Genomic DNA, 21,982 nt, shown 5'->3' with positions numbered 1-21,982 from the left:
GTGCATCGCGGCGCGCGCTGACATGGCGATCTACGGCATCGGCACCGACATCGTCCAGTTGAGCCGCATCGCGGCCGTGCTCGAGCGCACCGATGGCAGGTTTGCCGAGAAGGTGCTGGGCCCCGACGAGTTGCGCGTGTTCCACGCGCGGCGCGCGCGCTCCGAGGCGCGCGGCATCGCGTTTCTCGCGACGCGCTTTTCCGCGAAGGAAGCGTTCTCGAAGGCGATCGGGCTCGGCATGCACTGGCCGATGACGTGGCGCGCGCTGCAGACCCTCAACCAGCGCAGCGGCGAGCCGTACGTCGTCGCGTCGGGAGAGCTCGCCGACTGGCTCGCCGCGCGCGGCATCACCGCGCGCGTGACGGTCAGCGACGAGCGCGACTACGCCGTGTCGTTCGTCGTCGCCGAAACCGATGCGCCGCCGCCTGCACCCGTTCCCCGAACCCTTTCCTGACGGATTTTCTGATTCGATGAAAACGACTCCCGCCCCGGTCATGCTCGACGTCGTCGGCACGGCCCTGTCGCGCGACGATGCGCGGCGCCTTGCGCATCCGAACACCGGCGGCGTGATCCTGTTCGCGCGGCATTTCGAGAACCGCGCGCAGCTGAGCGCGTTGACCGACTCGATCCGCGCGGTGCGCGAGGACATCCTGATCGCGGTCGATCACGAAGGCGGCCGCGTCCAGCGGTTCCGCACCGACGGCTTCACGGTGCTGCCGGCGATGCGCCGGCTCGGCGAGCTGTGGGATCGCGACGTGCTGCTCGCGACCAAGGTCGCCACCGCGGTCGGCTACATCCTCGCCGCCGAGCTGCGCGCCTGCGGGATCGACATGAGCTTCACGCCCGTGCTCGATCTCGACTACGGACATTCGAAGGTGATCGGCGATCGCGCGTTCCATCGCGACCCGCGCGTCGTCACGTTGCTCGCGAAGAGCCTGAACCACGGGCTGTCGCTCGCGGGCATGGCCAACTGCGGCAAGCATTTCCCCGGGCATGGTTTCGCGGAAGCCGATTCGCACGTCGCGCTGCCGACCGACGACCGGCCGCTCGACGCGATCCTCGAGGACGACGTCGCGCCGTACGACTGGCTCGGCCTGTCGCTGTCGGCGGTGATTCCCGCGCACGTGATCTATACGCAGGTCGACCCGCGGCCGGCCGGCTTCTCGCGCGTGTGGCTGCAGGACATCCTGCGCGGGCGGCTCGGTTTCACGGGCGCGATCTTCAGCGACGACCTGTCGATGGAGGCCGCCCGCGAAGGCGGCACGCTCACGCAGGCCGCCGACGCGGCGCTCGCGGCCGGCTGCGACATGGTGCTCGTCTGCAACCAGCCCGACGCCGCCGAAGTCGTGCTGAACGAACTGAGCGCGCGGCCGTCGCCGGAGTCGGTGCGGCGCATCAAGCGGATGCGTGCGCGCGGCAAGGCGCTCAAGTGGGACAAGCTGATCGCGCAGCCCGAGTATCTGCAGGCGCGCGGGCTGTTGACCAGCGTGCTCGCATAAGGGGCGACGCAGTCGGCGCGCTGCCGTCGCCGAAACGAAAAAGCCACGCAAATTTGCGTGGCTTTTTCGTTGGTGCGCGAAGCGGAGGGCAACACTTGTTCGACGAACTAATCGTCGGTGCCGGTCCGCGCCGACGACGATTGCCGCCCGCTCAATTGACCTTCATGCGCTGCAGTTTGTTGTAGAGCGTCTTCGGGCTGATGCCGAGCAGCGTGGCCGCACGATGCCGCGTGCCGCCGACCGCGTCGAGCGTCGCGCGGATCAGCAGGTCTTCGACGTCGGACAGCGGCGTGCCGACCTTGATCTGCACGCTGCTGCCGTTCAGCGCGGCGCCGGCCGCGAAGCTCGCTTCGCCGGCGCGCAGCGTTTCGATGAAGTCGCCCGATGCGTCGTATGCGAAGCGCACACGCTCGTGCAGCTCGCGCACGTTGCCGGGCCATTCGTAGGACAGGCACTCGCGCACGAAGCCCGGCGCCGCGCGCTTGTCGGTCGTGCTGCGGCCGGTCGCGCGGGCCTCGCGGTTCAGTTCGTCGATCAGCGCATCGGCGATCGCGAGCGCGTCGCCGTCGCGCTCGCGCAGCGGCGGCATCGTGATCGACGCCGCATCGAGGCGCAGCCACAGATCTTCGCGCAGCGTGCCGTTGGCAACGGCCTCGCGCGCCGGCCGGCGCGTGGCCGCGATCAGCCGGAAGTCGCTCGCGATGGAGCTCGTGCCGCCGATCCGCATGAAGTTCTGCGAATCGAGCGCATGCAGCAGCGCTTCCTGCAGCACGAGCGGCAGCGCGGTGATTTCGTCGAGGAACAGCGTGCCGCCGCCGGCCTGTTCGAACAGGCCGGTTTCGCGCCGCTCGGCGCCGTCGAACGCGCCGCGCTCATGGCCGAACAGCACGCTGTCGAGCGACGCGCCATGCCGGTTCGCCTGCGCGATCATCCGGCAGTCGAACGACAGGAACGGCCCCTTGCGGCGGCGGCTCAGATCGTGCAGCGTGCGCGCCGCGAGCTTCTTGCCGGTGCCGGCTTCGCCCGCGAACAGCACGGCCGTTTCGGTGCGCGCGTTGTGCTCGATCATGTCGTACACGTGCTGCATCGCCTCGCTGCAGCCGACCAGTGCGCCGAAGCGGCCGAGGCGACGCAGCGACGCGCGCAGCGCCTGCACTTCGTCGATCAGTTCGTAGGGGCGGGGAATCCGCGCGAGCAGGCTGCGCAGCCGCGGAATGTTGATCGGCTTCAGCAGGTAGTCCCAAATGCCGTGACGCAAGCCTTCGATCGCGCTCTCGACCGTCGCATTGCCGGTCAGCACGATCACCGGCAGCGAGCCGTTCGGCTGCTGCTGCGGCAGGTGCTGGAGCAGGTCGAAGCCGCTGCCGTCCGGCAGGTTCAGGTCGACCAGGACGACGTCGGGGATCGCGCGGCCGAGCGCCGTGCGCGCCTCCGCGAGCGACGTGGCCGTGTCGACCGAGAAGCCGTCTGCGGCGAGCAGCGCGGTCAGGCCGGACAGGCTGTTGGGATCGTCTTCGACAATCAGGGCGTGTGGCATGGTGAACGCGAGTCGAGTCAAGAGAGGCGGGCTGTCGGCCATCGAGCCAGCCGCAGCCGCGTGTCGGATTAAAAACTGATTTTATGCCCCCCGGAACGCCCGACGTGCATTATTTCTCGGCCGCTATAAAACAGTTACCGATGATACAAATTGAATACCTTTAGTGCTGGATTTTGTGTTGCCGATCGTGCCGGCATGTGCGCGCTGTTGCGCGCAGGCAAACAAAAAGCGCCCCGCAGGGCGCTTTGTTCGATGCGAAGTTCGCAGGCGCTTACGCGCGGCTGCGGTATTCGTTCGTACGCGTGTCGATTTCGATCTTGTCGCCGGTGTTGCAGAACAGCGGCACTTGCAGCTCGAAGCCCGTTGCGAGCTTCGCGTTCTTCAGCACCTTGCCCGACGACGTGTCGCCCTTGACGGCCGGTTCCGTGTAGGTGATCTCGCGAACCAGGATCGTCGGCAGTTCGACCGAAATGGCCTTCTCGTTGTAGAACACGACTTCGCAAGCCATGCCGTCTTCGAGGTAGTTCAGCGCTTCGCCCATCATTTCCGCTTCGACTTCGTACTGGTTGTAGTCGGCGTCCATGAACACGTACATCGGGTCGGCGAAGTACGAGTACGTCACTTCCTTGCGGTCGAGCACGACGACGTCGAACTTGTCGTCGGCCTTGTAGACCGCTTCCTGGCCTGCGTTCGTCAGCAGGTTCTTCATCTTCATCTTGACGACGGCGGCGTTACGGCCCGACTTGTTGTATTCCGTCTTTGCGATGACCCATGCGTCGCTGCCGATTTGCACGACGTTGCCTACGCGGAGTTCCTGTGCGGTCTTCATAAAAAAACTGTCCTGATCCAATCAAATAAATGGGTGCCTGAGCGTTGCGCAACGGCTGACGGCGCAAGCGGTGCGTTCCGGTAGGTGCCAAGAGCCCCAAGCGTGCGCGCTTGCGTGGTCAGCCGTCGGATAACCGCTTATTTTAACTGAGATTTTGCGTATTCCGCCAGCTTTCCGGCAAGATCGCCGACGCCCGCCAGCGTGTCGGCCCAGCGCGTCGCGTTGGCGTCCAGCGCCGCGCGGTGCTGCCGGATATCGTCCCAATCGGGCGTGCCCACGCCGTTCCACGCATGCCAGAAGCGCTCGAGCGCCGCGCGCGGCGCGTCGGCGAGGCCGGCTGCCAGGTGCGCGAGCGCGGCGTCGAGTTTCGGCAGATGCGCATCGTCGGCCTGCGGGTAGATCTGCCAGACGAACGGCTTGCGCGCCCATTGCGCGCGCACGAACGAATCCTCGCCGCGCACGAAGTTGACGTCCGCGGCCCACAGCAGCGCGTCGTAGTCGGCCTGCGGCACGAAGGCGAGCCCGTAGGCGGTCAGATTGCCGAGCGTGGCGCGCGCGCCGGCGTCGAACGATGCGGTGCCGAAGAAGCGCGCGACGGCCGGCGAGATGCGGCCGGCCGGCACGAGCGCGACGATCGGCGTCGCGCTGTCGCGCCACTGCGCGAGCAACGCGTCGACGGCCGGATTTTCGTATGCGAACAGGCTCACGACCGTCGTGCCGGACGGCGGCGGCGCATCGCCGGTCGCGTGCTGCCACCAGGCCGTGCGCGCGGCCGCGTCGGTTTCGAATGCGGTGCGGCGCGCGTCGAGGTCGCGCTCCTTCAGCACGCCGCCGGTGCCGGCCGACAGCCCGGGGAAGAAGAACGTCTTCAGCAGCGGGTAGCGCGGATGCGGCGACGGGCGCAGGTGGAAATCGGCGACCCAGTCCTCGGCGCTCAGGTATTCGAGATTGATCCACACCGGGCGGGGCGCGCGTCGCGCCATCGCGGCGAGATACGCGCCCGGCAGCTCGCACGCGAACGCTTCGATCACGACGTCGGCGATCTGCAGCGCGTCGCCGACTTCCGCGTGCCAGTGTTCGATCGCGATGCCGTCGAGCGTTTGCCGGCCGGCGTGCGGGTCGATCTGCGGCAGCAGTCGCGCGAAGGTGCGCAGATCGTCGACGAAGATGCGCATCTGCCAGCCGTGCTCGTGCGCGAGCTGGCGCGCGAGGCGCCAGCACACGCCGATGTCGCCGAAGTTGTCGATCACGGTGCAGAAGAGGTCGCATGCGATCGGTTCGCCGATGGAGCGCGGCGAAGCGATGGCGGGGACGGAGTCGGAGCCGGAGGCGGGCGTGGTGCGGGACATCGAAGCGGGCCGGTGAATGCTCTAAACTGGCGATTCTAATGGACCCGTTCCGCGCCAGCGGGCACCGGATCACGCATGACATCCCCAGAAGCCGCCGATACTCCGTTCGAACCGAAGAAGATCCTCGCGCAATTGCCGCACATGCCGGGCGTCTACCGCTATTACGACGCAACGGGCGCCGTGCTTTACGTCGGCAAGGCGCGCGACCTGAAGAAGCGCGTGTCGAGCTACTTCACGAAAACGCAGCTGTCGCCGCGCATCGCGATGATGGTCACGCGCATCGCGCGCATCGAGACGACCGTCACGCGCTCGGAGGCCGAGGCGCTGCTGCTCGAGAACAACCTGATCAAGGCGCTCGCGCCGCGCTACAACATCCTGTTTCGCGACGACAAGTCGTATCCGTACCTGAAGCTCACCGCGCACCGCTTTCCGCGCATGGCGTATTACCGCGGCTCGGTCGACAAGCAGAACCAGTATTTCGGGCCGTTCCCGAGTGCGTGGGCGGTGCGCGAGAGCATCCAGATCCTGCAGCGCGTATTCCAGTTGCGCACCTGCGAGGATTCGGTGTTCAACAACCGTACGCGGCCGTGCCTGCTGCATCAGATCGGGCGTTGCACGGCGCCGTGCGTCGGCGCGATCACCGAGGACGACTACGCGATCGACGTGTCGAACGCCGCGCGCTTCCTGCTCGGGCGGCAGTCCGAGGTGATGAACGAACTCGAGCAGAAGATGCACGCGTTCGCGGCCGAGCTGAAGTTCGAGCAGGCGGCGGCCGTGCGCAACCAGATGAGCTCGCTCGCGACGGTGCTGCACCAGCAGGCGATCGAGGTCGGCGGCGACAGCGACGTCGACATCCTGGCCGTCGTCGCGCAGGGCGGGCGCGTGTGCGTGAACCTCGCGATGGTGCGCGGCGGCCGCCATCTTGGCGACAAGGCGTATTTCCCGACGCACGTCGAAAGCGCGCTGACGCTCGCGGAAGGCGGGCTCGGCGACGAGGCCGATGGCGTCGACGATGCCGCCGCCGCGATGCCGGACCAGCCGGTGGAAGGCGAGGGCGACGGCGACGGGGGGGCGGCTGCCCGCGTCGCCGGCGCGTCCGTCGAGGCGGAGGTGCTCGATGCATTCATCTCGCAGCACTATCTGGGCAACCGCGTGCCGCCGGTGCTGGTCGTCAGCCATGCGCCCGCGAGCCGCGACCTGCTCGAGCTGCTGTCCGAGCAGGCCGGCCACAAGGTATCGCTGGTGCGGCAGCCGCAGGGGCAGCGGCGCGCGTGGCTGACGATGGCCGAGCAGAACGCCCGGATCGCGCTCGCGCGACTGCTGTCCGAGCAGGGCTCGCAGCAGGCGCGTACCCGCGCACTCGCCGAGACGCTCGGCCTCGAATGCGACGATCTCGCGACGCTGCGCATCGAGTGCTTCGACATCAGCCATACGATGGGCGAGGCGACGCAGGCGTCGTGCGTCGTCTATCACCATCACAAGATGCAGTCGGGCGAGTACCGTCGCTACAACATCGCCGGCATCACGCCGGGCGACGACTATGCGGCCATGCGGCAGGTATTGACGCGCCGCTACGAGAAGATGGTCGAGCTGGCCGCGCAGGCGGCCGCCGCCGACGCCGCGACCGGCATCGACGGCGAATCGACGCGGCAGGCCGAGGCGTCGAGCCTGTTGCCGAACATCGTGCTGATCGACGGCGGCAAGGGGCAGGTCGAGATCGCGCGGCAGGTGTTCACCGAACTGGGGCTCGATACGTCGATGCTGGTCGGCGTCGCGAAAGGGGAAGGGCGCAAGGTCGGCCTCGAGACGCTCGTGTTCGCGGACGGCCGCACGCCGCTCGAGCTCGGCAAGGAGAGCGCGGCGCTGATGCTGGTCGCGCAGATCCGCGACGAGGCGCACCGCTTCGCCATCACCGGGATGCGCGCGAAGCGCGCGAAGGCGCGCCAGACGTCGCGGCTCGAGGAGCTCGACGGCGTCGGCGCGAAGCGGCGCCAGCGGCTGCTCGCGCGGTTCGGCGGACTGCGCGGCGTGGTCGCCGCCAGCGTCGAGGAGCTGGCGAGCGTCGACGGGATCTCGCACGCACTCGCCGAACAGATCTACAAGCAGCTTCATTGACGGGCCGTGCGACCGGCCGCTCGGGCCTGCGATCCCGCGTTGCGATCGCGCGTTCTTGTGGCAGGCCGGTCGACACGGCACAATTGCGAATCCTTTACTGACCCGCATGCCATGCCGTTCAACTTCCCGATTTTCCTGACGTGGGTCCGGATCGTGCTGATTCCGCTCGTCGTCGGCGTGTTCTATCTGCCGGACACGGTGATGAGCGGCGCGCACCGCAACCTCGCGGCGGCGGCGATATTCATCCTGGCGGCGCTGACCGACTGGTTCGACGGCTTTCTCGCGCGCAAGTGGAACCAGACGTCGTCGTTCGGCGCGTTCCTCGACCCGGTCGCGGACAAGCTGATGGTCACCGCCGCGCTGCTGATCCTCGTGCAGATCGCGCGGGTCGACGCGGCGATCGCGCTGGTGATCGTCGGCCGCGAGATCGCGATCTCGGCGCTGCGCGAATGGATGGCGCAGATCGGTGCGTCGAAGAGCGTCGCGGTGAACCAGCTCGGCAAGTTCAAGACCGCATGCCAGATGGTCGCGATCCCGATGCTGCTGTATTACGGGCCGCTGCCGCTCGGCGTCGCGACGATCGACACGCGCGTGTGGGGCGAATGGCTGATGTATCTGGCGGCGGTGCTGACGATCTGGTCGATGCTGTACTACATGAAGCTCGCGTGGCCGCAGATTCGCGAGCGCGGCGGCGCGTAAGGGCTTGGTAGCGGCTGCTTGCGGTGTCGGTGCCGAAGGTTTTTGGAAAAAGGGCGCGAAAAGCCCTTGACACATGAAAGTGCCTTCGACATAATCTCGCTTCTCCGCTGCACGACGAAGTAAGCGTGTGACGGAAAGCAGTAGCGCAGCAATACGCGGGAGTAGCTCAGTTGGTAGAGCGCAACCTTGCCAAGGTTGAGGTCGCGAGTTCGAGACTCGTCTCCCGCTCCAGATTTTTTCGGCAGCGTGTTGAATGGCGAAGCGCTGCTGGTGCAGGACAACGCGGGAGTAGCTCAGTTGGTAGAGCGCAACCTTGCCAAGGTTGAGGTCGCGAGTTCGAGACTCGTCTCCCGCTCCAGATTTTTCTGGCAGCGTGTTGAATGGCAAAGCGCTGCTGGTGTAGGACAATGCGGGAGTAGCTCAGTTGGTAGAGCGCAACCTTGCCAAGGTTGAGGTCGCGAGTTCGAGACTCGTCTCCCGCTCCAGGTATCGGGGAAGCAAGGCTTCCCCTTTTATTTGATGGACCGATGGTCCTCGGATAAAAATCTGTCGCATGCCTTCCAGGTATTCGGACAGTCCGCTTTTGGCGCGATAGCAAAGCGGTTATGCAGCGGCCTGCAAAGCCGTTTAGGCCGGTTCGACTCCGGCTCGCGCCTCCAGGTAGGAAGAGAAAAAGCCCTGATTCGTCAGGGCTTTTTCTTTTTCTGGCGAGTTTTCAAGATGGAAATCAGTCGCCTAGAGTGGTAAAAAGTCGCCTGTAACCAACCAAAAACCGGCGGCAACCGCCCGTGGATCGGCTAGTTGGTAATCGAGGCGAGTTAATTGGCGACATGGCAAACAAGCGATTGAGGCCGTCAGGCACGTGGGAGTACACGATAAAGCGGGCGGCTTTGCTGCCGAAGCCACTTTCCTTGACGTTCGGGACCGAGGCAGAAGGCGACGCGTACGTTGCCCGACTCGAACAACTGCTGGACGCAGGCATAGTGCCGGAGGACGTTGTTCTGCAGAGGCAGGCGTGTGTGACCGTGGACGAGGGGATTCGGGAGTACCTCCGTCGTGTGGCCGTGCCCGTCTCAGATCGTCATCTACTAAATTCACTGATCACTCGGCTCGCGGGAGTGAGCTTGATGCGCGTTGACTACGGATGGGCGGAGCAATGGGTTACGTCGATGAAGCGCCGTGATGTGCTGTCGCCGTCAACGATTCGCCATTACGTGGGAGCACTTGCTCGCTGCCTTGACTGGATCGTCAGGTCCGGATCGCCAATGCTGGCCACTAATCCACTGAGGTTGCTGCCAAAACGGTATGCGACCTACACCGATGATGACGCGGCGGCCGTTGGGGCTCAGAACCTGACGCCGAAGACCGATCATCATCGCGACCGCCGGCCATCACCCTCAGAGGAGGCCGAAATTCGTAGAATTTTGGCCGGTGAGAAGCCTCATGGTAAGGAGCGCGCGTTCGATCTTCCGTATGGCCCTGCTTTGAACTTTCTCTTTGAACTTGCGATCGAGTCGGCGATGCGTATGCGAGAGATGTACACCCTGGCTCCGTCCCAAGTAGATGTTGCCGGGCGGACCATTGGCCTCGATCGCACGAAGAACGGTAGCAAGCGGCCGGTCCCGTTGACCAGCGTGGCAATTGCTTCGTACGGCCGGTACGTGGATGCAGTGATGTCTCGCGACCCGGCCATGGGCGGTTTTTCCTTCGATCACGGCTACCTGTTCCCCTGGGTCGTTGAGATTGAGTCTGCGATGCGCGCCGAGAATCTTCCGCTGCTGCGGAGCAAGGTGCTGGAACGTGTGACATCTCGCCTGTCAGGACAGTTTGGTCGAATTTTCAGCGCAGCAGGTTGTCGAGACCTTGTCTTTCATGACCTCCGACACGAGGCAACATCCAGGTTGTATGAACGTACGACATTGACGGACATACAGATAGCGAAGATCACGGGGCACACAGACCCAAAAGTATTGATGCGATACGCAAATTTGCGAGGAAGCGACCTTGCAGCAAGGCTCTGGTGAGTGACCTTGCGTCGTGGCGGCCGACCGGCCTAACGATATTTGCGAAGTGATACCATGCTGTTCGCGCACAAGCGCGGTCCACAGAGGCATATTGATGACAACGAGAAAGCTCCAACCTTCCGGACGTAAATCTTCGATCGCTCCGGTTATTGGGATCGAAGAAACAAAGAAGATTTCGCCCGACTTGTTGGTGTTCGACAAGGACAATCCGCGCTTGATGACCGGCGACGAGTACGCCACCGAGTCGGACGTCCAGATCATCAGTGCCTACCGTGAAATTGCCGCCCTTGATGAGCTTATCGCGTCGATCGAAACGAACACGTACATTGATCTAGAGCCCCTCATCGTGATGGGCCCGGACAGCGGCCCTTTCACTGTCTTGGAGGGTAATCGAAGACTTGCGGCAATCAAGGTGCTGCGTGATCCCGCCCTGGCTGCCAAGTGCCGTGTGAGTGTGCCTAAGCATCTTGCACAACGAGTGAGAAACTCGCTCGAAGAAATCATGGTATATCGCGTCGAGCGGCGGACTGACGCGGAAGCATTTATCGGATTCAAGCATATTAACGGCCCGCATCGTTGGGATGCATACGCCAAGGCGCGCTTTGTTTACGAGTGGTATAAGCGTGAGCAAGGCAGTATCTCAATTGATCAAATTGCCTATCAAACTGGCGATACGAATAATACGATCCGCGATTATATTGGTGCCTTGTTTGTTTTGGAGCAGGCGGAAACTCGATGTGGATTCGATATTAGTGATCGAACTAAGTCTGGGCGATTTGCATTTTCGCACCTTTATACGGCTCTCGGTAGGAAGGAGTATTTGGAGTTTTTAGGATTGGAACCGGGATGGAATAAGGCTCCCGCGAAAAATCCCATAAAGAAAATAAAGGAAGAAAATCTCGGCGAAACCCTGCTCTATATGTATGGATCCAAGTCGCAGGGGCAAAAGGCACTGGTCGACTCGCAAAACCCAGATCTGCGAAACCTGGGTATGTGTCTGGTCAATCAAGGAGCACTTCAGAAACTACGGAGTGGTAGTACGCTCGCTGTTGCATATGCTGAAGTGTCCGGTGCAAGTCAGTTTGGAATGGCGTTGATTGCCGCTGAACAACGTATGGGCGCGGTGCTAGAGCTAATCGGTAAGTATGATGGCGATCCCACCATGCTTAATACTGGATATGAGTTGATGCGCAAGGCTGCACTGGTCCATGACTACATGAGTAAGTATTCTTCGAAAAAGAAGCCTAAATCTCGGGGTTAGTATGGCGCTGTCTTCGATGCCGCTTGACTGTGGTGTTCAGCATACCGTTGATTGGTTGGAATTTAAAGTTCTTGCCTCGGAGTATCTGACTGTCAGTATTCGTGACTTAAGTCGTATATGGGATACGAGGCGTAATAGCGAGGATAGTGACTTCGAGGAGGGGCAATCAAGTGAAGAAGGTTTTTTGCTTGATATATTTTCCGAGATCGATTCGCGTATAGCGCAACTTGGTCGAGCGTATCCCTTCGAATATAGTGAGTCGGGATCTAGCTTGCAGTTGAAAGGTGCGCCAAATGAAGGTATGTATGCATATATTTTTTGTTTGCTTCTTTCGCATACAAAAAAAGGAATTGTTCTTTCAGGGGTGTACGTACCTAAACTCACGAATGTGGTACGCGATTACTTCCAAGTGTGCGCCACGATTGCCGCTGCTGGCGAGGTAAGGGGACATTCATACTCGTTCGGTTTTCCTCGGCCAAATGGCACGGGCTTCTTGGCGAAGCTGGCATCTATTTATGCTGCTTTCGGCGAAGGAGCGGTTGTGAGTCAGGTTCCCGCGGGCGTGTCGCTAAGCCCAAAGGACGAGCAAATCGACGTCATTTGCTGGAGGCCGCGACGAGATGGGGCGGCCGGAAAACGGTACATACTCGGGCAGGTTGCGAGCGGCGAGAATTGGGTCGACAAGACAATTCGGGGCGGGGCGATTAAGCGTTTTCACGCAACTTGGTTTCAGCCGCCAGGTATAGCATCTCAGGCTACGTGCGCAATGTTTATACCATTCTCCATCGTGCCGAATCCGGGGGAAACGGTTGCGGAAAAGATTCTGATTTTGTCGCACGAATATGGCGATATCTACTATCGAAATATTTTGCCTTTGCTTGTTCAAAAGGGAACCGAGTGGGCGTCGCGATGTGCCCCCTCATACGTTATAGAGCGACTTTCTGATTTCGCTAATGTGCGTGATTGGGTGGATGCGCAGTTGTTAAGATTTCGGCGTCTTGCGGCCTGACTATGAATATTTTGAATATGAACCCGCTTCGGTATCCCGGAAGCAAGAACCGGTCTATCGAGTTCTTTGCCAATGTCGTGAGAAGCAGTGGCTTAGAAGGGAAGCAAATTGTTGAGCCGTATGCGGGGAGCGCGGCAGTAAGTCTCGGGTTGCTTGAGCGAGATCTGGTGTCATCGGTAATGTTGTTTGAGCGTGATCCGCTCGTGTTTGCTTTTTGGTATTCGGTTTTCTTTAGAACTGAGGAACTGATTTCCGCGATCGAGCGTGTTGATGTTTCGCTCGAAACATGGCTGGAAATGGATGTTTACCGTCAATATTCTGACGTTCCAGAAAATTTGCTCGTTGAGTGCGGATTGGCTGGTTTGTTTTTCAATCGAACTAATTTTTCTGGCGTAATTCATGCGGGGCCCATTGGTGGAAAGTCCCAGTCATCGCAGTATGGAATTGCATGTCGATTTAATAAATTCGATTTGATTAAAAGGGTGTTGTATGTTTCGAGGATGAGGGATAGCGTTCAGGTTTACTTTGGTGATGCTATTCGAGCCCTCGAAGATGCGGATGGTCAAGACAATGAAAATCGATTCTTTTACATCGATCCTCCGTATTTTACTCAAGGGAAGAAGCTGTATAGATATCACTATCAATTCTCTGATCATGAGCGGCTGGCTAATGTTTTGGGTGACGTGAATTACGATTGGATATTGAGTTACGATGCGCATCCGATTATTGAGTACTTGTATACGAATAATAATCAATACAGACAGTCATTCAGGTATAGCAGTCGTGTACAGAAGGTCGAGGAGGAGCTAGTGATTTCGAATATGAACCTTAGGGGAGTGGATCAGCAGAACCAATTGGTGCTATTCGACGACGGTGACGCCGATCTGGAGATCGGTGACGAATTGAATGGTGTTATTGTCACTGTGTAGAGGCGGAGGCGGTTGAAGACAGGCATTCGCGTGTCTTCAATGCTCGCCACTTCCCGGTCGATAGTTGTCACGCGGTGAACTCAGTAGCGTTCGAGGTTTTTCCCGTGCTAGTGGAACTGTTTGGCAAATCCGGGAGATTCGGTAGCGGCCGAGCGGATCTCCCCGGTCTTCGCACTGGGGGCAACTGCAATTGACGCTGGATTGCAGCCTGCGTTCGACGGTCTGTTTCCGCGGTATCGGGAGCCGATCGTCCCTCAAGGCGTTCAAGAGTTTGCCGTTGTGCCTGTTCCCGCAGAAACGCGACGACATCGTCTTCGAGGAACACCCATGCACGACCGATCCGAGCGCCGACGATGTCACCTTGCTGCGCGAGTTTCATCGCCGTGGTGCGGTCGACCTTCAGGAAGTCGGCGCATTCTTGTAGATCGAACGTTCTCACGCAATGCTCCCGGTAGCCCGATCGGTGCGTTCGATCTCGGCGAGGATCAGTGCAGCGGCTCTCACGAGATCGCGACGAGGCGTGGTCGGTTTGAACCAGCACGCTGCCCATGAGCTTGGCCAGTAGTAGGCGGCTGTATCAAGATTCCAACCGGCGGCGGACAAAGCATACGCGACCGCTGCTTCAGGCAATTCGCCTTCTGTATATAGATCGTCACTGTTTGGCCCCCGGCGTTCTACGTCAATTTGCCGGTTGCGCTCGAGGAGCACATCGCGGGCAGCGGCAGTCCGTGTTACTACAGCGTGCGGTTCGGTGCGGTCGGGATAGATTCTGCGCAGCGATCGTGTGATTTGCTCGATCGCGTGGCGCGTCGGGCGGCTAGATTCACCATATATTCGCAACGCCCCTTGGCGCGCGGATTCAATTGCCCTGTGGAGTCGTGCAGCCCGGACGTCTAGCGCAGCAAGTGCCCACGATGCAACGTCGTCGGTCGAGCGGGGCCGAGCGTCGGAATAGTGCTCAGTCAGGTACGCTCGTAAGCGTTCCGTCGACGCGTTGTTCGTCAGCGCATCGGCGCAGTGCATTTGGGTACCTGTCATTGTCATTCTCCTAGGGAGGTCGTGTGCAGAGCGCGGGCGAGTTGCATCAAGCCAGTTTCCAGCGTGATCCCGGCGGTAGCCGCCCAGGTGCGCGCATCCTGTGCTGCTTTGTGGCGAGCGAACGATCCGATCTCGTCGGCCATGAGGTCTAGCAACTCGACGTCGGCCGCGTGCGAGATATCGGTGATCAACGTGCGGATTTCGATGCGCAGGCAGTCGAGCCGCGCGAGCTTGCCTTGGCGGGTATCCGCCAAGGCTTCGTTCGTCTGGATAGGTTTGCGCCGCGCGAGCGGCGCTTTGTCTTTCTGGATTGCTTTTTCGGGCGTCAGCCCGTCGTTGTTCGACTGCATCGAAGTACCATTGACGCTCGCCAGTGCGATAGCCGGGCGCTTCTCCGCGTGTTCCCGCTTTCGCGGCAGCGGACGTGGGGTAGAAAGGGCCGGGCGCGAGGTCATTTCGCTGCCTCCTGCGCCATATCCGGTGTCCAGTCGGGATCGGGGCGCTGCAGAATGTCATCGAGCCATTGCAGGACTAACGGAAGGTCTTTCTGGCGCTTGATGTTCTCGTAGCCGAGAGCTTTTTTAAGCCATCGAGCACCTTCCTGTACCGCTTGCATTCGCGTCGGGTAGGACGCGGTTCCTGCACCGAACTTTAGGGGCGTGGATGCGAAGCTGTCTCTGAGGTTGTACATAGCCGCGCAAATCCACTGATTTGCTTTCGGTTGGGCCACGTAGATCTCGGCGATCGGCTTTTTCGTACGCTTGCTGTTGGGCGATCGAAGGGTATCGGCCGCGACGCAGCGACCGTCTTGATCCGGTGCCGTCACGGGGTAAATCCGTGCCTTTTGCGGAGTGTCGAGGAGATCGGCGAGCGGAGAGAGTGCCGTATGGACGGCTCGAATCGTTCCGGGCGAAAGCTTCCCGAAAACGGGATCATGCAGGACTGCCTGTAGCGCCTGCAAAAGTTGCTTTGCACAGGCATCGGTGATCTTTGTCGCTTTGGGCGCGGCCGGCTCGTAAGGCTTCGTGTTGCTGGCTAGATGCTTCTTCGTGACCTTCCCTTTGCCGGCCTCCTTTGCTTTCGACAGGCCGGACACGATGCGTTCGAGCGCTTTGTCGCCGCCGTGTAGGCGGATCTGCTCGATGGCCAGTGTGCCGGTACATTGGCCGTTCCGTATGAGCTGATGCAGTTCGACCGGTGCCCGTTCGAGCAGGCCGACGTCGCGGATCGTTTGGTCGGTGACATTCAGGCGCTTGCAGATCGCCGCAAGCGCCATGCCGTGAATGTCGCGCAGCTCTGCGACGGCAGCGGCCAGATCAAGCGGCGACGACGGTTTGCCGTTGTTGCTGAGATAGCCGTCGATCACCATTTCGGCGCGGTTGACCGTCTTGGCGTCACGGACGACGACCGGGATCTTGCCGATGTCCTTGCCTGCTTCGATTGCTTTGCCGGCCGCAAGGTAGCGGTGCTGCCCCTTGTACACGAACAACAGATCCTTCCCGTCAACCTTTCGCGCGTAGCAATGAAGCGGCGAACCCTTGTCGTACCCGTTCTCGATGATGAGGGCAGTAAGGTGCGTCACCCATTCGGGATCAACGGGGCGGATGTTGTCGGACGGGTCGTAATGAAGTTGGCCGTACGGGACCATCCACAGGTCAGCTGACGTTGCGCCCGCAGCGGCCGCTGCTACCTTCGCACTCCCGGTCGGGATCGGCGCGGTCAGGTCGAGCTGTTGCGTGCGGTCGTCCATTACGCAACCTCCTGCGGTACCGCCGTCCGCGCCTTGCCACGCTTCTTCGCTTTATCGATCGCCTTCGACGCCACGACACCCGCTGCGCGCTTGGTGTCGCGCAGACGCTTGATTGCGTCGGCGCAGGTGCCTTCGTCCGGAATCGAAATCTGCCTGCGGGCGATCTCTGTGCCGTCGAGGATCAAGTATTCCGTATGTACGCTGTCCGGGAGGGGGCGGCGTCCGACTACATACTTCCCGATCAGAATCGGGGTCGACGGACGGCGTGCGTTTCGGTCGTATCGCGTGATGGTGCGGAGTGAGAGGGTATCTCGTCGTTCTACATCGAAGAGAGGTTCGGCTTTGACTTTAATGCGCGTCATGACGGTCTCCATGACGCCGGGGCCGAATGCCCCGGCAGGGTCGGGGCGGTTAAACGGTGACGTGGTAGGCCGTCGTCGGCGCGACGACCGGGTCGTCTTGAAAGATGTTGACGGCGACGAACAGCAGGCAGGCGACTATCGTCCATCGAAAAACCTTGGACTTTTCAAAGTTGCTTTGGCGGGCGGGTTCGGACGCCGTGATGCGGGGTGCTTGTTCGTTGCGGAGCCAGTCGTGACGGGTTTCCGCGTGCAGATCGGTCGTTTTCATGGTGGATCTCCGGGTCTGCGCGACATTGCGCAACCCGGAGATTAGTCGTATATGGCTTGCATGGTCAAGCCTAATATGACTATTTCGGGCCGGCCGTCAGCCTCGACTGACGTCTTCAGCCCGTCTTATTTGTCTCGGATCGCCATGCATTCGGTCGCGTCGCATAACGGCGATGCCGGCCAACAATTGACCGGCAACGGATAGGGCGACGTCCATCCACGGCACGACGTTGATGTACGTCGCCGCAAGAATCGCAGCTGAGACGAGCGGGATAAGTTGTGCGAAACCGGCCTGATTGCGTCGGGGACGTTGGCTGGTGCGCTCATCGATCCGGTCATGGATGCGAGTTAGTCCGGACAGGATCGCGGGTGCGAACTCCTGTTCAATCCCGGCGGCCGACAAAGTGATGTCGCCGTTCTCCGACATGAGCACGGCGGCGTATGCGATGACAGGGGAGTTGCGTGCAGCGAGTTCGCCCAGTAGGGCGTTGCGCGTCACGGACTCCCGATCGCTGCGGAGTTCTGAAGGTGTGCTTAAAGCGGATTCGAGCTTGAGTGCACGAAAGGCGGACAGGTTAGCGACGTCCGCGCTTTCCCTCGGTGGCGTGACTTTGGTCTTCATTGATGCTCAACGTTTTGTCTGATAATGGTTGTTGAGCTGCACGTCGAACCGATGCGGTCTGTGCCTTCGACGCGGGCATCGTTTCCGAAATATTCACTGTCTCCTGGCTGCCGGTGCGGGCAGCGCCGCTGGTACTCAGGACAAACTCAATGTACGACTCGATCTTCTTCCGGTCCTCGCCGGACAGTTGCGCAACGGCTGCCGTGTCGTACTGAAGTCCACCCCCGCTCGCCGTTTCATCGGAAATCAAGCTGACGAGCGACACGCCGAGCGCGTCAGCGACGGCTTCGACGTGTCCGAGTTGCGGATCGGCTTCATTGTTTCGCATTCGTCCGACCGTGCGCTGCGCTAGTCCTGCGCGCGCAGCGAGTCGCCCCTGTGTGTTGAGCGTCGGGTGGGCGTCCATCAGTTTCCTCAGCTTGAGCGCGAGGATTTCGCGGGCGGGTGTCTTGTTCATCCCCTGATGTTGCCAAATATGGCTAGACATTCGTTACTTTCCGGTGTCTGTCGGTGGATTGAAAAGTAGCCAAATAAGACTTAAAATCGACCCCGCACCTAATTGGGGGAACGATATGAGTCAACGTGTTAGTTCTTGGTTGGAGTTCGTCATCGAGCAACTGCATAAGAACAAGGGCAAGTGGCGGCGCATCGCTCAAGATGCGGGCGTGCCGTACGACACGCTGACCAAGATCGCTCTGTCGAGAGTTACCGATCCGCGCGTATCGAACGTGCAGGCGCTCCACGACTACTTCATAAGGGCCGAAGCCCCTTGCCCAGGTGTCCGGCGCGAGGAACCTATCTCCGTCACAACAGCCGCTTGATGAATCGTAGTCAATGCGCTCCTGCCGCGACAGCATGAAAGCGGCACATTCCCAATGTTCCGATATGACCTGCCGATACGACAGTACCGAATGGCTGGACGTCCTCTATACGTCCGTTCGCAACACGCCCGGCGGTGTCGCCGACGCGGCGAACCACCTCACCATCCGACGCGGTAAGAACATCACGCCGGAATCGCTTCGTCTGCGTCTGCGTGGTGTCGGCGACAGTCGCTTGTCGATGGAAATGTTCGAGCTGCTGATCGAGTGGATGCAGGAAAAGACGGAGGCAAAGGCGCACGCGCTCGATGCACTCCACGCGCTGAACGCGCGTTTTGGGCTGGTTGCCGAATACGTCGACGAGCACGGCGCAGATGACGACATCGGGCCGGGCGTGGACGTGCATCTGGTCTCGACCGCATTGCACCTTCAGGCTCACGTCGGTCGCGTCGCAGACGACGTGACGCGCGTTCTTGGGGAGCAGCGCATCGATGACGGCCGGGCAGAGCAGATCATCGCGACTGGTCGCAAGGGCCAGCGTCTGTTCCAGCGCTTGATCCACGCTGCTCGCAACCTTGCCGCGCGTCGCCGTCGTCGTCATGGAGCGGTTTAAGCCCGGAATGGGTTGTTGCCAGCCCGACCGCGAACACATCGGCCTCTGCTGCTCGCCCGAGCAGCAACTGGCGTGCTCTGTCACGACGCTCGCATCCCGTTTCGAATGTGCCCCCGCTGAAGCGGGGCGCTTGCTATCCGAACTGATCGCCACGTTTCCCGATCGCCTCGCTCCGATTCTTGCGGAAGCGAACGCAGCCGGGCGCGTGCGCCTGTTCATCGAGCGAGCTGCGCGCGCATGCGCCGCGCTCGCGACCAAGGCGGAACGTCACGCGTTCCGCGACCAGCTTACCGATCGTCTCTGCGCGCTGGACCTTGCCGCGTTCGACGATCTCATGTCGGCGGAATGGCGTCGACTGCGCGGCAAATAACCGGAGACACATGTGAACGTGAACGGGATCAGTAGCGTGTTGCGACGCAGCGCATCGCAATACAGCCGCTCGCCGAGCGGGCGGCAGTGCTATGCGGCGGGGCGAGCCGTATGGCGAAGCTTTTCTCACAAGGTCGAGCGCGACCGTCGTCTCGTCGAGCTGGAGGCGGCTCGTCGTGCGAGCTAACAGCGCGCAACTCAACGAATTGTGATCTGGCCGCGACATGCGGCCAAAGTAACTTTGATCGAGGGAATTTTTGTATGGCGACACTGGACCAGATCATTCAGCAATTGCGCGCTGCGGGTCATCCCGACCTGCCTGCCGGCCATCCGGTCGCGGACGGCAAACATCATCGGTACGGGCCGCGCAAGAAATACTGGTATCAGCTTCGAGAGATCATCAGCAAGGGCGCGGTAATCGGCTATGGCGGCACGTTCGGCCACTTCTCGGGCGACGATCCGGGCACCGAGCGATTCGAATGGAGCGGCGCACCGATGAGCGAGGAAGTGCTCGCGGAGACGCGTCGCCGGCAGGAAGCCGCCGACCGTGAGCAGGCCGAGCGCGATGCGCGTCAAGCGAAGCTCGCCGCGAACCGCGCGCGCGATCAGTGGAACCGCGCGGCAGAGCACGGCGAGTCCACCTATCTTGAACGCAAGCGCATCACGGCCGAAGGCGTACGTTTCGACGCGGACGGCACGATATTCGTGCCGATGTATCAGTACGGCGACGACGCTCGCCTCGTCGGCCTGCAGAAGATCACGCCGGACGGCGGGAAGCGCTTCAACAAGGGCATGGAAAAGAAGGGCGCGTCGTATCTGCTCGGGGAGGTCGGCGCAGACGACCAAATCGTGCTGGTCGCCGAAGGCTACGCGACCGCGCGGTCGATCCGCATGGCGATCGACGAGGCGTTCGCAGTCAATGTCTGCTTCGACGCGGGCGGCATCCTCCCGGCCGTGTGCTACCTGCGTGCGACGTATCCGGATGTGCATGTGCTGGTCTGCGCCGACGACGACTGGAAGATCGAGCAGCGCATGCGCGACTGGCTCGCCGATGAGTTCGCCTTCCATGGTGAGCTGGCGATTGGTGCCGACCCGGTGCGGATCGAGGCGAAGAACACGTGGTACATGGTCGCCGTGTCATGCCGTCGTGACGACAATGGCGTGCCGTATGTCGAGGTGAGCTACGGAAACGACGTAATGCCGTTGCGCCGTAAGCGCTTCGAGAATACGGGCCTGAAGCGTGCGTACGCGGCGGCAGCGACGGTCGCCGACGTCAGCGTCGCCTATCCGGAGTTCGCCAAGCGCGGCGAGCGCAAGCTGACCGATTTCAACGACCTGCACGTCGAAGAGGGCGTCGAGGCAGTCGAAGCGCAAGTGCAGGCGGCAATCCTGCGCGTCATCGCGCCAGCGAACGAAGAGATCCGGCCGGCGACGGTTGCGGTGTCGACCGCGGACGACACACCGACGAAATCCGCCGCGACGTCCGCTGCCGCGAAACAGCCGGAATGGGATGGCCGGGAGGCAGAGAACGGCGCGCACACATGGGAGCAGGATCTCGCGCGTTCGGACAAGGGCACGCTGCTGCCGACGCTCGGCAACGTGCACATGATCCTGGCGAATCACAAAGCTTGGCAGGGCGTCATCGAACAGGACGACTTCGGTGGCCGCGTGATGAAGCGCAAGGCACCGCCGTTCCGGCAAGGCGTGAAGGGCGAGTGGACTGACATGGACGATCAGCGCTGCGCGCTTTGGTTGTCGCAGCGCTACGGCCTCTCGGTGCGCACCGATATCGTGATGAACGCGGTTCTGTTGGTGGCGGACGAGAAGCACTTCCATGACGTGCGCGAATACCTCGAAGGGCTCAAATGGGACGGCGTGTCGCGCGTGCGATCGATGCCGTCGACCTACCTGCGTGTCGCCGACAGCGAGTATGTGCAGCTCGCGTTCATGAAATGGATGATCGCCGCCGTCGCGCGCGTGATGGAGCCGGGCTGCAAGGTCGACAACGTCCTGATCCTCGAAGGCAAGCAGGGGCATCGCAAATCGACGGCGCTGAAGGTGCTGGCCGGCGCTCCGTGGTTCACCGATACGCCGATCCAGATCGGCAACAAGGACACGTACGCGGTGCTGGCCGGGAAGTGGGTGATCGAGCTGGCCGAGCTGGATTCGTTGAACAAGGCCGACTCGTCGGCGGTAAAGAGCTTCTTCGCGACGGCTGTCGACCGGTTCCGTAACTTCTACGGTAAGCGTGCGACCGACGTCCCGCGTCAGTGCGTGTTCGCCGGCTCGGTCAACTTCGACACGTACCTGAAAGACGAATCGGGCAATCGGCGTTACTGGCCGCTGCGTGTCGGCGGGCTGGTCGACATCGACGGCATTGTGGCCGTTCGCGAGCAGCTCTGGGCGGAAGCCGTGCACCTGTATCGCTCGGGCGTCGTGTGGCACGTGGAAGAGCATGAGCGCCCGCTGTTCGAAATCGAGCAAGCGGAGCGCTACGAGGGCGACGTATACGAGGACAAGATCGCCAAGGCCCTCGAGTTTGTCTCACGCACGACGATGGAAGAGATTCTCGCGGACATTCTGAAGCTCGACACGTCGAAATGGACGCTGGCCGAGCAGCGTCGCATCGGCAAGGCGTTGAAGTCGCTCGGGTGGGTGCGCAAGCGCGAGTCGACCGGATCGCGCGGTTGGTACTACGTGAAGGAAGAGCAAGAGCCGGAAGCGGAGCGCGAACTGGTGGCAGCGGGTGATGACGACAGTCCGCTTTGATCGCGTGGCGCGCCGTGCCTGCACGGTAAGCGCGCCACTTGCCCCGCCTTGGCGCGCTGTGGACGTCCTATGTCCTAACGTCCCAAGGCGCGGTCTCGGGCGCGGGTGCGGGGGCGCGACATG

23 protein-coding genes and 4 tRNA genes are annotated in these 21,982 nt (G+C 61.5%); 16 read left to right on the top strand and 11 right to left on the bottom strand.

What is annotated here, in order from left to right; all coding sequences use genetic code 11:
• Nucleotides 1-22: 22 nt before the first annotated feature.
• Both acpS and nagZ read left to right on the top strand, forming a co-directional pair.
• The gene (gene acpS / locus C3Y15_RS09410) at nt 23-454 is read left to right on the top strand and encodes a holo-ACP synthase (protein ID WP_034194217.1); all 432 of its coding nucleotides are present in this window, start codon (nt 23-25) and stop codon (nt 452-454) included.
• 16 nt (nt 455-470) lie between these two features.
• Nucleotides 471-1,499: a beta-N-acetylhexosaminidase gene (gene nagZ, locus C3Y15_RS09405; protein ID WP_069246180.1), complete on the top strand. Its 1,029-nt coding sequence runs from the start codon at nt 471-473 to the stop codon at nt 1,497-1,499.
• A gap of 151 nt (nt 1,500-1,650) precedes the next feature.
• Here nagZ and C3Y15_RS09400 read toward each other — a convergent pair whose 3' ends face one another.
• The 3 genes from C3Y15_RS09400 to earP form a co-directional block, all read right to left on the bottom strand.
• The gene (locus C3Y15_RS09400; RefSeq protein ID WP_059695507.1) at nt 1,651-3,036 is read right to left on the bottom strand and encodes a sigma-54 dependent transcriptional regulator; all 1,386 of its coding nucleotides are present in this window, start codon (nt 3,034-3,036) and stop codon (nt 1,651-1,653) included.
• A gap of 271 nt (nt 3,037-3,307) precedes the next feature.
• Nucleotides 3,308-3,865, bottom strand: a complete 558-nt coding sequence (efp, locus tag C3Y15_RS09395; protein WP_011883975.1) for an elongation factor P — start codon at nt 3,863-3,865, stop codon at nt 3,308-3,310.
• A 137-nt stretch (nt 3,866-4,002) separates the two neighbouring features.
• Entirely contained in the window at nt 4,003-5,214 is a 1,212-nt protein-coding gene (earP, locus tag C3Y15_RS09390; protein ID WP_069246181.1) for an elongation factor P maturation arginine rhamnosyltransferase EarP, read from the bottom strand.
• A gap of 75 nt (nt 5,215-5,289) precedes the next feature.
• Between earP and uvrC the strand changes: the two genes are divergently transcribed.
• The 10 genes from uvrC (at nt 5,290) to C3Y15_RS09340 (ending at nt 13,251) form a co-directional block, all read left to right on the top strand.
• Nucleotides 5,290-7,329: an excinuclease ABC subunit UvrC gene (uvrC, locus tag C3Y15_RS09385; protein ID WP_059735225.1), complete on the top strand. Its 2,040-nt coding sequence runs from the start codon at nt 5,290-5,292 to the stop codon at nt 7,327-7,329.
• Nucleotides 7,330-7,440: 111 nt separating this feature from the next.
• Complete coding sequence (pgsA, locus tag C3Y15_RS09380; RefSeq protein ID WP_069246182.1) at nt 7,441-8,028, top strand: CDP-diacylglycerol--glycerol-3-phosphate 3-phosphatidyltransferase; 588 nt, start codon at nt 7,441-7,443, stop codon at nt 8,026-8,028.
• A gap of 155 nt (nt 8,029-8,183) precedes the next feature.
• Nucleotides 8,184-8,259: transfer RNA gene (locus C3Y15_RS09375), tRNA-Gly, on the top strand.
• 51 nt (nt 8,260-8,310) lie between these two features.
• Nucleotides 8,311-8,386, top strand: a tRNA-Gly gene (locus C3Y15_RS09370).
• Nucleotides 8,387-8,437: 51 nt separating this feature from the next.
• Nucleotides 8,438-8,513: transfer RNA gene (locus C3Y15_RS09365), tRNA-Gly, on the top strand.
• Nucleotides 8,514-8,613: 100 nt separating this feature from the next.
• Nucleotides 8,614-8,687 (top strand) — tRNA-Cys (locus C3Y15_RS09360).
• Between the two features lie 468 nt (nt 8,688-9,155).
• Nucleotides 9,156-10,052: a site-specific integrase gene (locus tag C3Y15_RS09355; protein ID WP_243860204.1), complete on the top strand. Its 897-nt coding sequence runs from the start codon at nt 9,156-9,158 to the stop codon at nt 10,050-10,052.
• A 94-nt stretch (nt 10,053-10,146) separates the two neighbouring features.
• Complete coding sequence (locus tag C3Y15_RS09350; RefSeq protein WP_124260019.1) at nt 10,147-11,313, top strand: ParB/Srx family N-terminal domain-containing protein; 1,167 nt, start codon at nt 10,147-10,149, stop codon at nt 11,311-11,313.
• A gap of 1 nt (nt 11,314) precedes the next feature.
• A complete protein-coding gene (locus tag C3Y15_RS09345) occupies nt 11,315-12,322 on the top strand; it encodes a hypothetical protein (RefSeq protein ID WP_124260020.1) in 1,008 nt (335 codons plus the stop codon).
• A 2-nt stretch (nt 12,323-12,324) separates the two neighbouring features.
• On the top strand, nt 12,325-13,251 hold the full coding sequence (locus C3Y15_RS09340) for a DNA adenine methylase (protein ID WP_124260021.1): 927 nt from the start codon (nt 12,325-12,327) through the stop codon (nt 13,249-13,251).
• Between the two features lie 67 nt (nt 13,252-13,318).
• Here C3Y15_RS09340 and C3Y15_RS09335 read toward each other — a convergent pair whose 3' ends face one another.
• The 8 genes from C3Y15_RS09335 to C3Y15_RS09300 all read right to left on the bottom strand — a co-directional run bounded on the left by C3Y15_RS09335 (nt 13,319) and on the right by C3Y15_RS09300 (nt 17,747).
• Nucleotides 13,319-13,690, bottom strand: a complete 372-nt coding sequence (locus C3Y15_RS09335; protein WP_124260022.1) for a helix-turn-helix domain-containing protein — start codon at nt 13,688-13,690, stop codon at nt 13,319-13,321.
• Nucleotides 13,687-14,289 carry a hypothetical protein gene (locus C3Y15_RS09330; protein ID WP_124260023.1) on the bottom strand — a complete coding sequence of 201 codons (603 nt, stop codon included), beginning with the start codon at nt 14,287-14,289 and terminating at the stop codon, nt 13,687-13,689. Before C3Y15_RS09330 ends, C3Y15_RS09335 begins: the two co-directional genes overlap by 4 nt.
• A gap of 2 nt (nt 14,290-14,291) precedes the next feature.
• Nucleotides 14,292-14,744: a hypothetical protein gene (locus C3Y15_RS09325; protein WP_243860203.1), complete on the bottom strand. Its 453-nt coding sequence runs from the start codon at nt 14,742-14,744 to the stop codon at nt 14,292-14,294.
• The gene (locus C3Y15_RS09320) at nt 14,741-16,039 is read right to left on the bottom strand and encodes a pyridoxal phosphate biosynthetic protein PdxJ (protein WP_124260024.1); all 1,299 of its coding nucleotides are present in this window, start codon (nt 16,037-16,039) and stop codon (nt 14,741-14,743) included. Before C3Y15_RS09320 ends, C3Y15_RS09325 begins: the two co-directional genes overlap by 4 nt.
• On the bottom strand, nt 16,039-16,401 hold the full coding sequence (locus C3Y15_RS09315; RefSeq protein WP_124260025.1) for a beta-hexosaminidase: 363 nt from the start codon (nt 16,399-16,401) through the stop codon (nt 16,039-16,041). The genes C3Y15_RS09320 and C3Y15_RS09315 overlap by 1 nt, the downstream gene beginning before the upstream one ends.
• A 49-nt stretch (nt 16,402-16,450) precedes the next feature.
• Complete coding sequence (locus C3Y15_RS09310; protein WP_124260026.1) at nt 16,451-16,669, bottom strand: hypothetical protein; 219 nt, start codon at nt 16,667-16,669, stop codon at nt 16,451-16,453.
• A 96-nt stretch (nt 16,670-16,765) separates the two neighbouring features.
• On the bottom strand, nt 16,766-17,290 hold the full coding sequence (locus C3Y15_RS09305; RefSeq protein WP_185499745.1) for a hypothetical protein: 525 nt from the start codon (nt 17,288-17,290) through the stop codon (nt 16,766-16,768).
• Nucleotides 17,244-17,747, bottom strand: a complete 504-nt coding sequence (locus C3Y15_RS09300) for a helix-turn-helix transcriptional regulator (protein ID WP_124260045.1) — start codon at nt 17,745-17,747, stop codon at nt 17,244-17,246. Before C3Y15_RS09300 ends, C3Y15_RS09305 begins: the two co-directional genes overlap by 47 nt.
• A 139-nt stretch (nt 17,748-17,886) precedes the next feature.
• Here C3Y15_RS09300 and C3Y15_RS09295 point away from each other — a divergent pair, with 139 nt between their 5' ends.
• From C3Y15_RS09295 to C3Y15_RS09280, 4 genes are all read left to right on the top strand, one after another.
• Nucleotides 17,887-18,111 (top strand): hypothetical protein, encoded by a 225-nt coding sequence (locus C3Y15_RS09295; protein WP_243860202.1) that lies wholly within the window; start codon nt 17,887-17,889, stop codon nt 18,109-18,111.
• A 64-nt stretch (nt 18,112-18,175) separates the two neighbouring features.
• The gene (locus tag C3Y15_RS09290) at nt 18,176-18,721 is read left to right on the top strand and encodes a hypothetical protein (RefSeq protein WP_174388102.1); all 546 of its coding nucleotides are present in this window, start codon (nt 18,176-18,178) and stop codon (nt 18,719-18,721) included.
• Entirely contained in the window at nt 18,708-19,091 is a 384-nt protein-coding gene (locus tag C3Y15_RS09285) for a hypothetical protein (protein WP_124260029.1), read from the top strand. Before C3Y15_RS09290 ends, C3Y15_RS09285 begins: the two co-directional genes overlap by 14 nt.
• A gap of 260 nt (nt 19,092-19,351) precedes the next feature.
• On the top strand, nt 19,352-21,859 hold the full coding sequence (locus tag C3Y15_RS09280) for a VapE domain-containing protein (RefSeq protein ID WP_124260046.1): 2,508 nt from the start codon (nt 19,352-19,354) through the stop codon (nt 21,857-21,859).
• Nucleotides 21,860-21,982 lie beyond the last annotated feature (123 nt).

The sequence above is a fragment of the Burkholderia sp. B10 genome (assembly GCF_004368385.1).
Classification (GTDB): Bacteria; Pseudomonadota; Gammaproteobacteria; order Burkholderiales; family Burkholderiaceae; genus Burkholderia; species Burkholderia vietnamiensis.
This window is presented reverse-complemented; position numbering and strand designations above follow the sequence as displayed.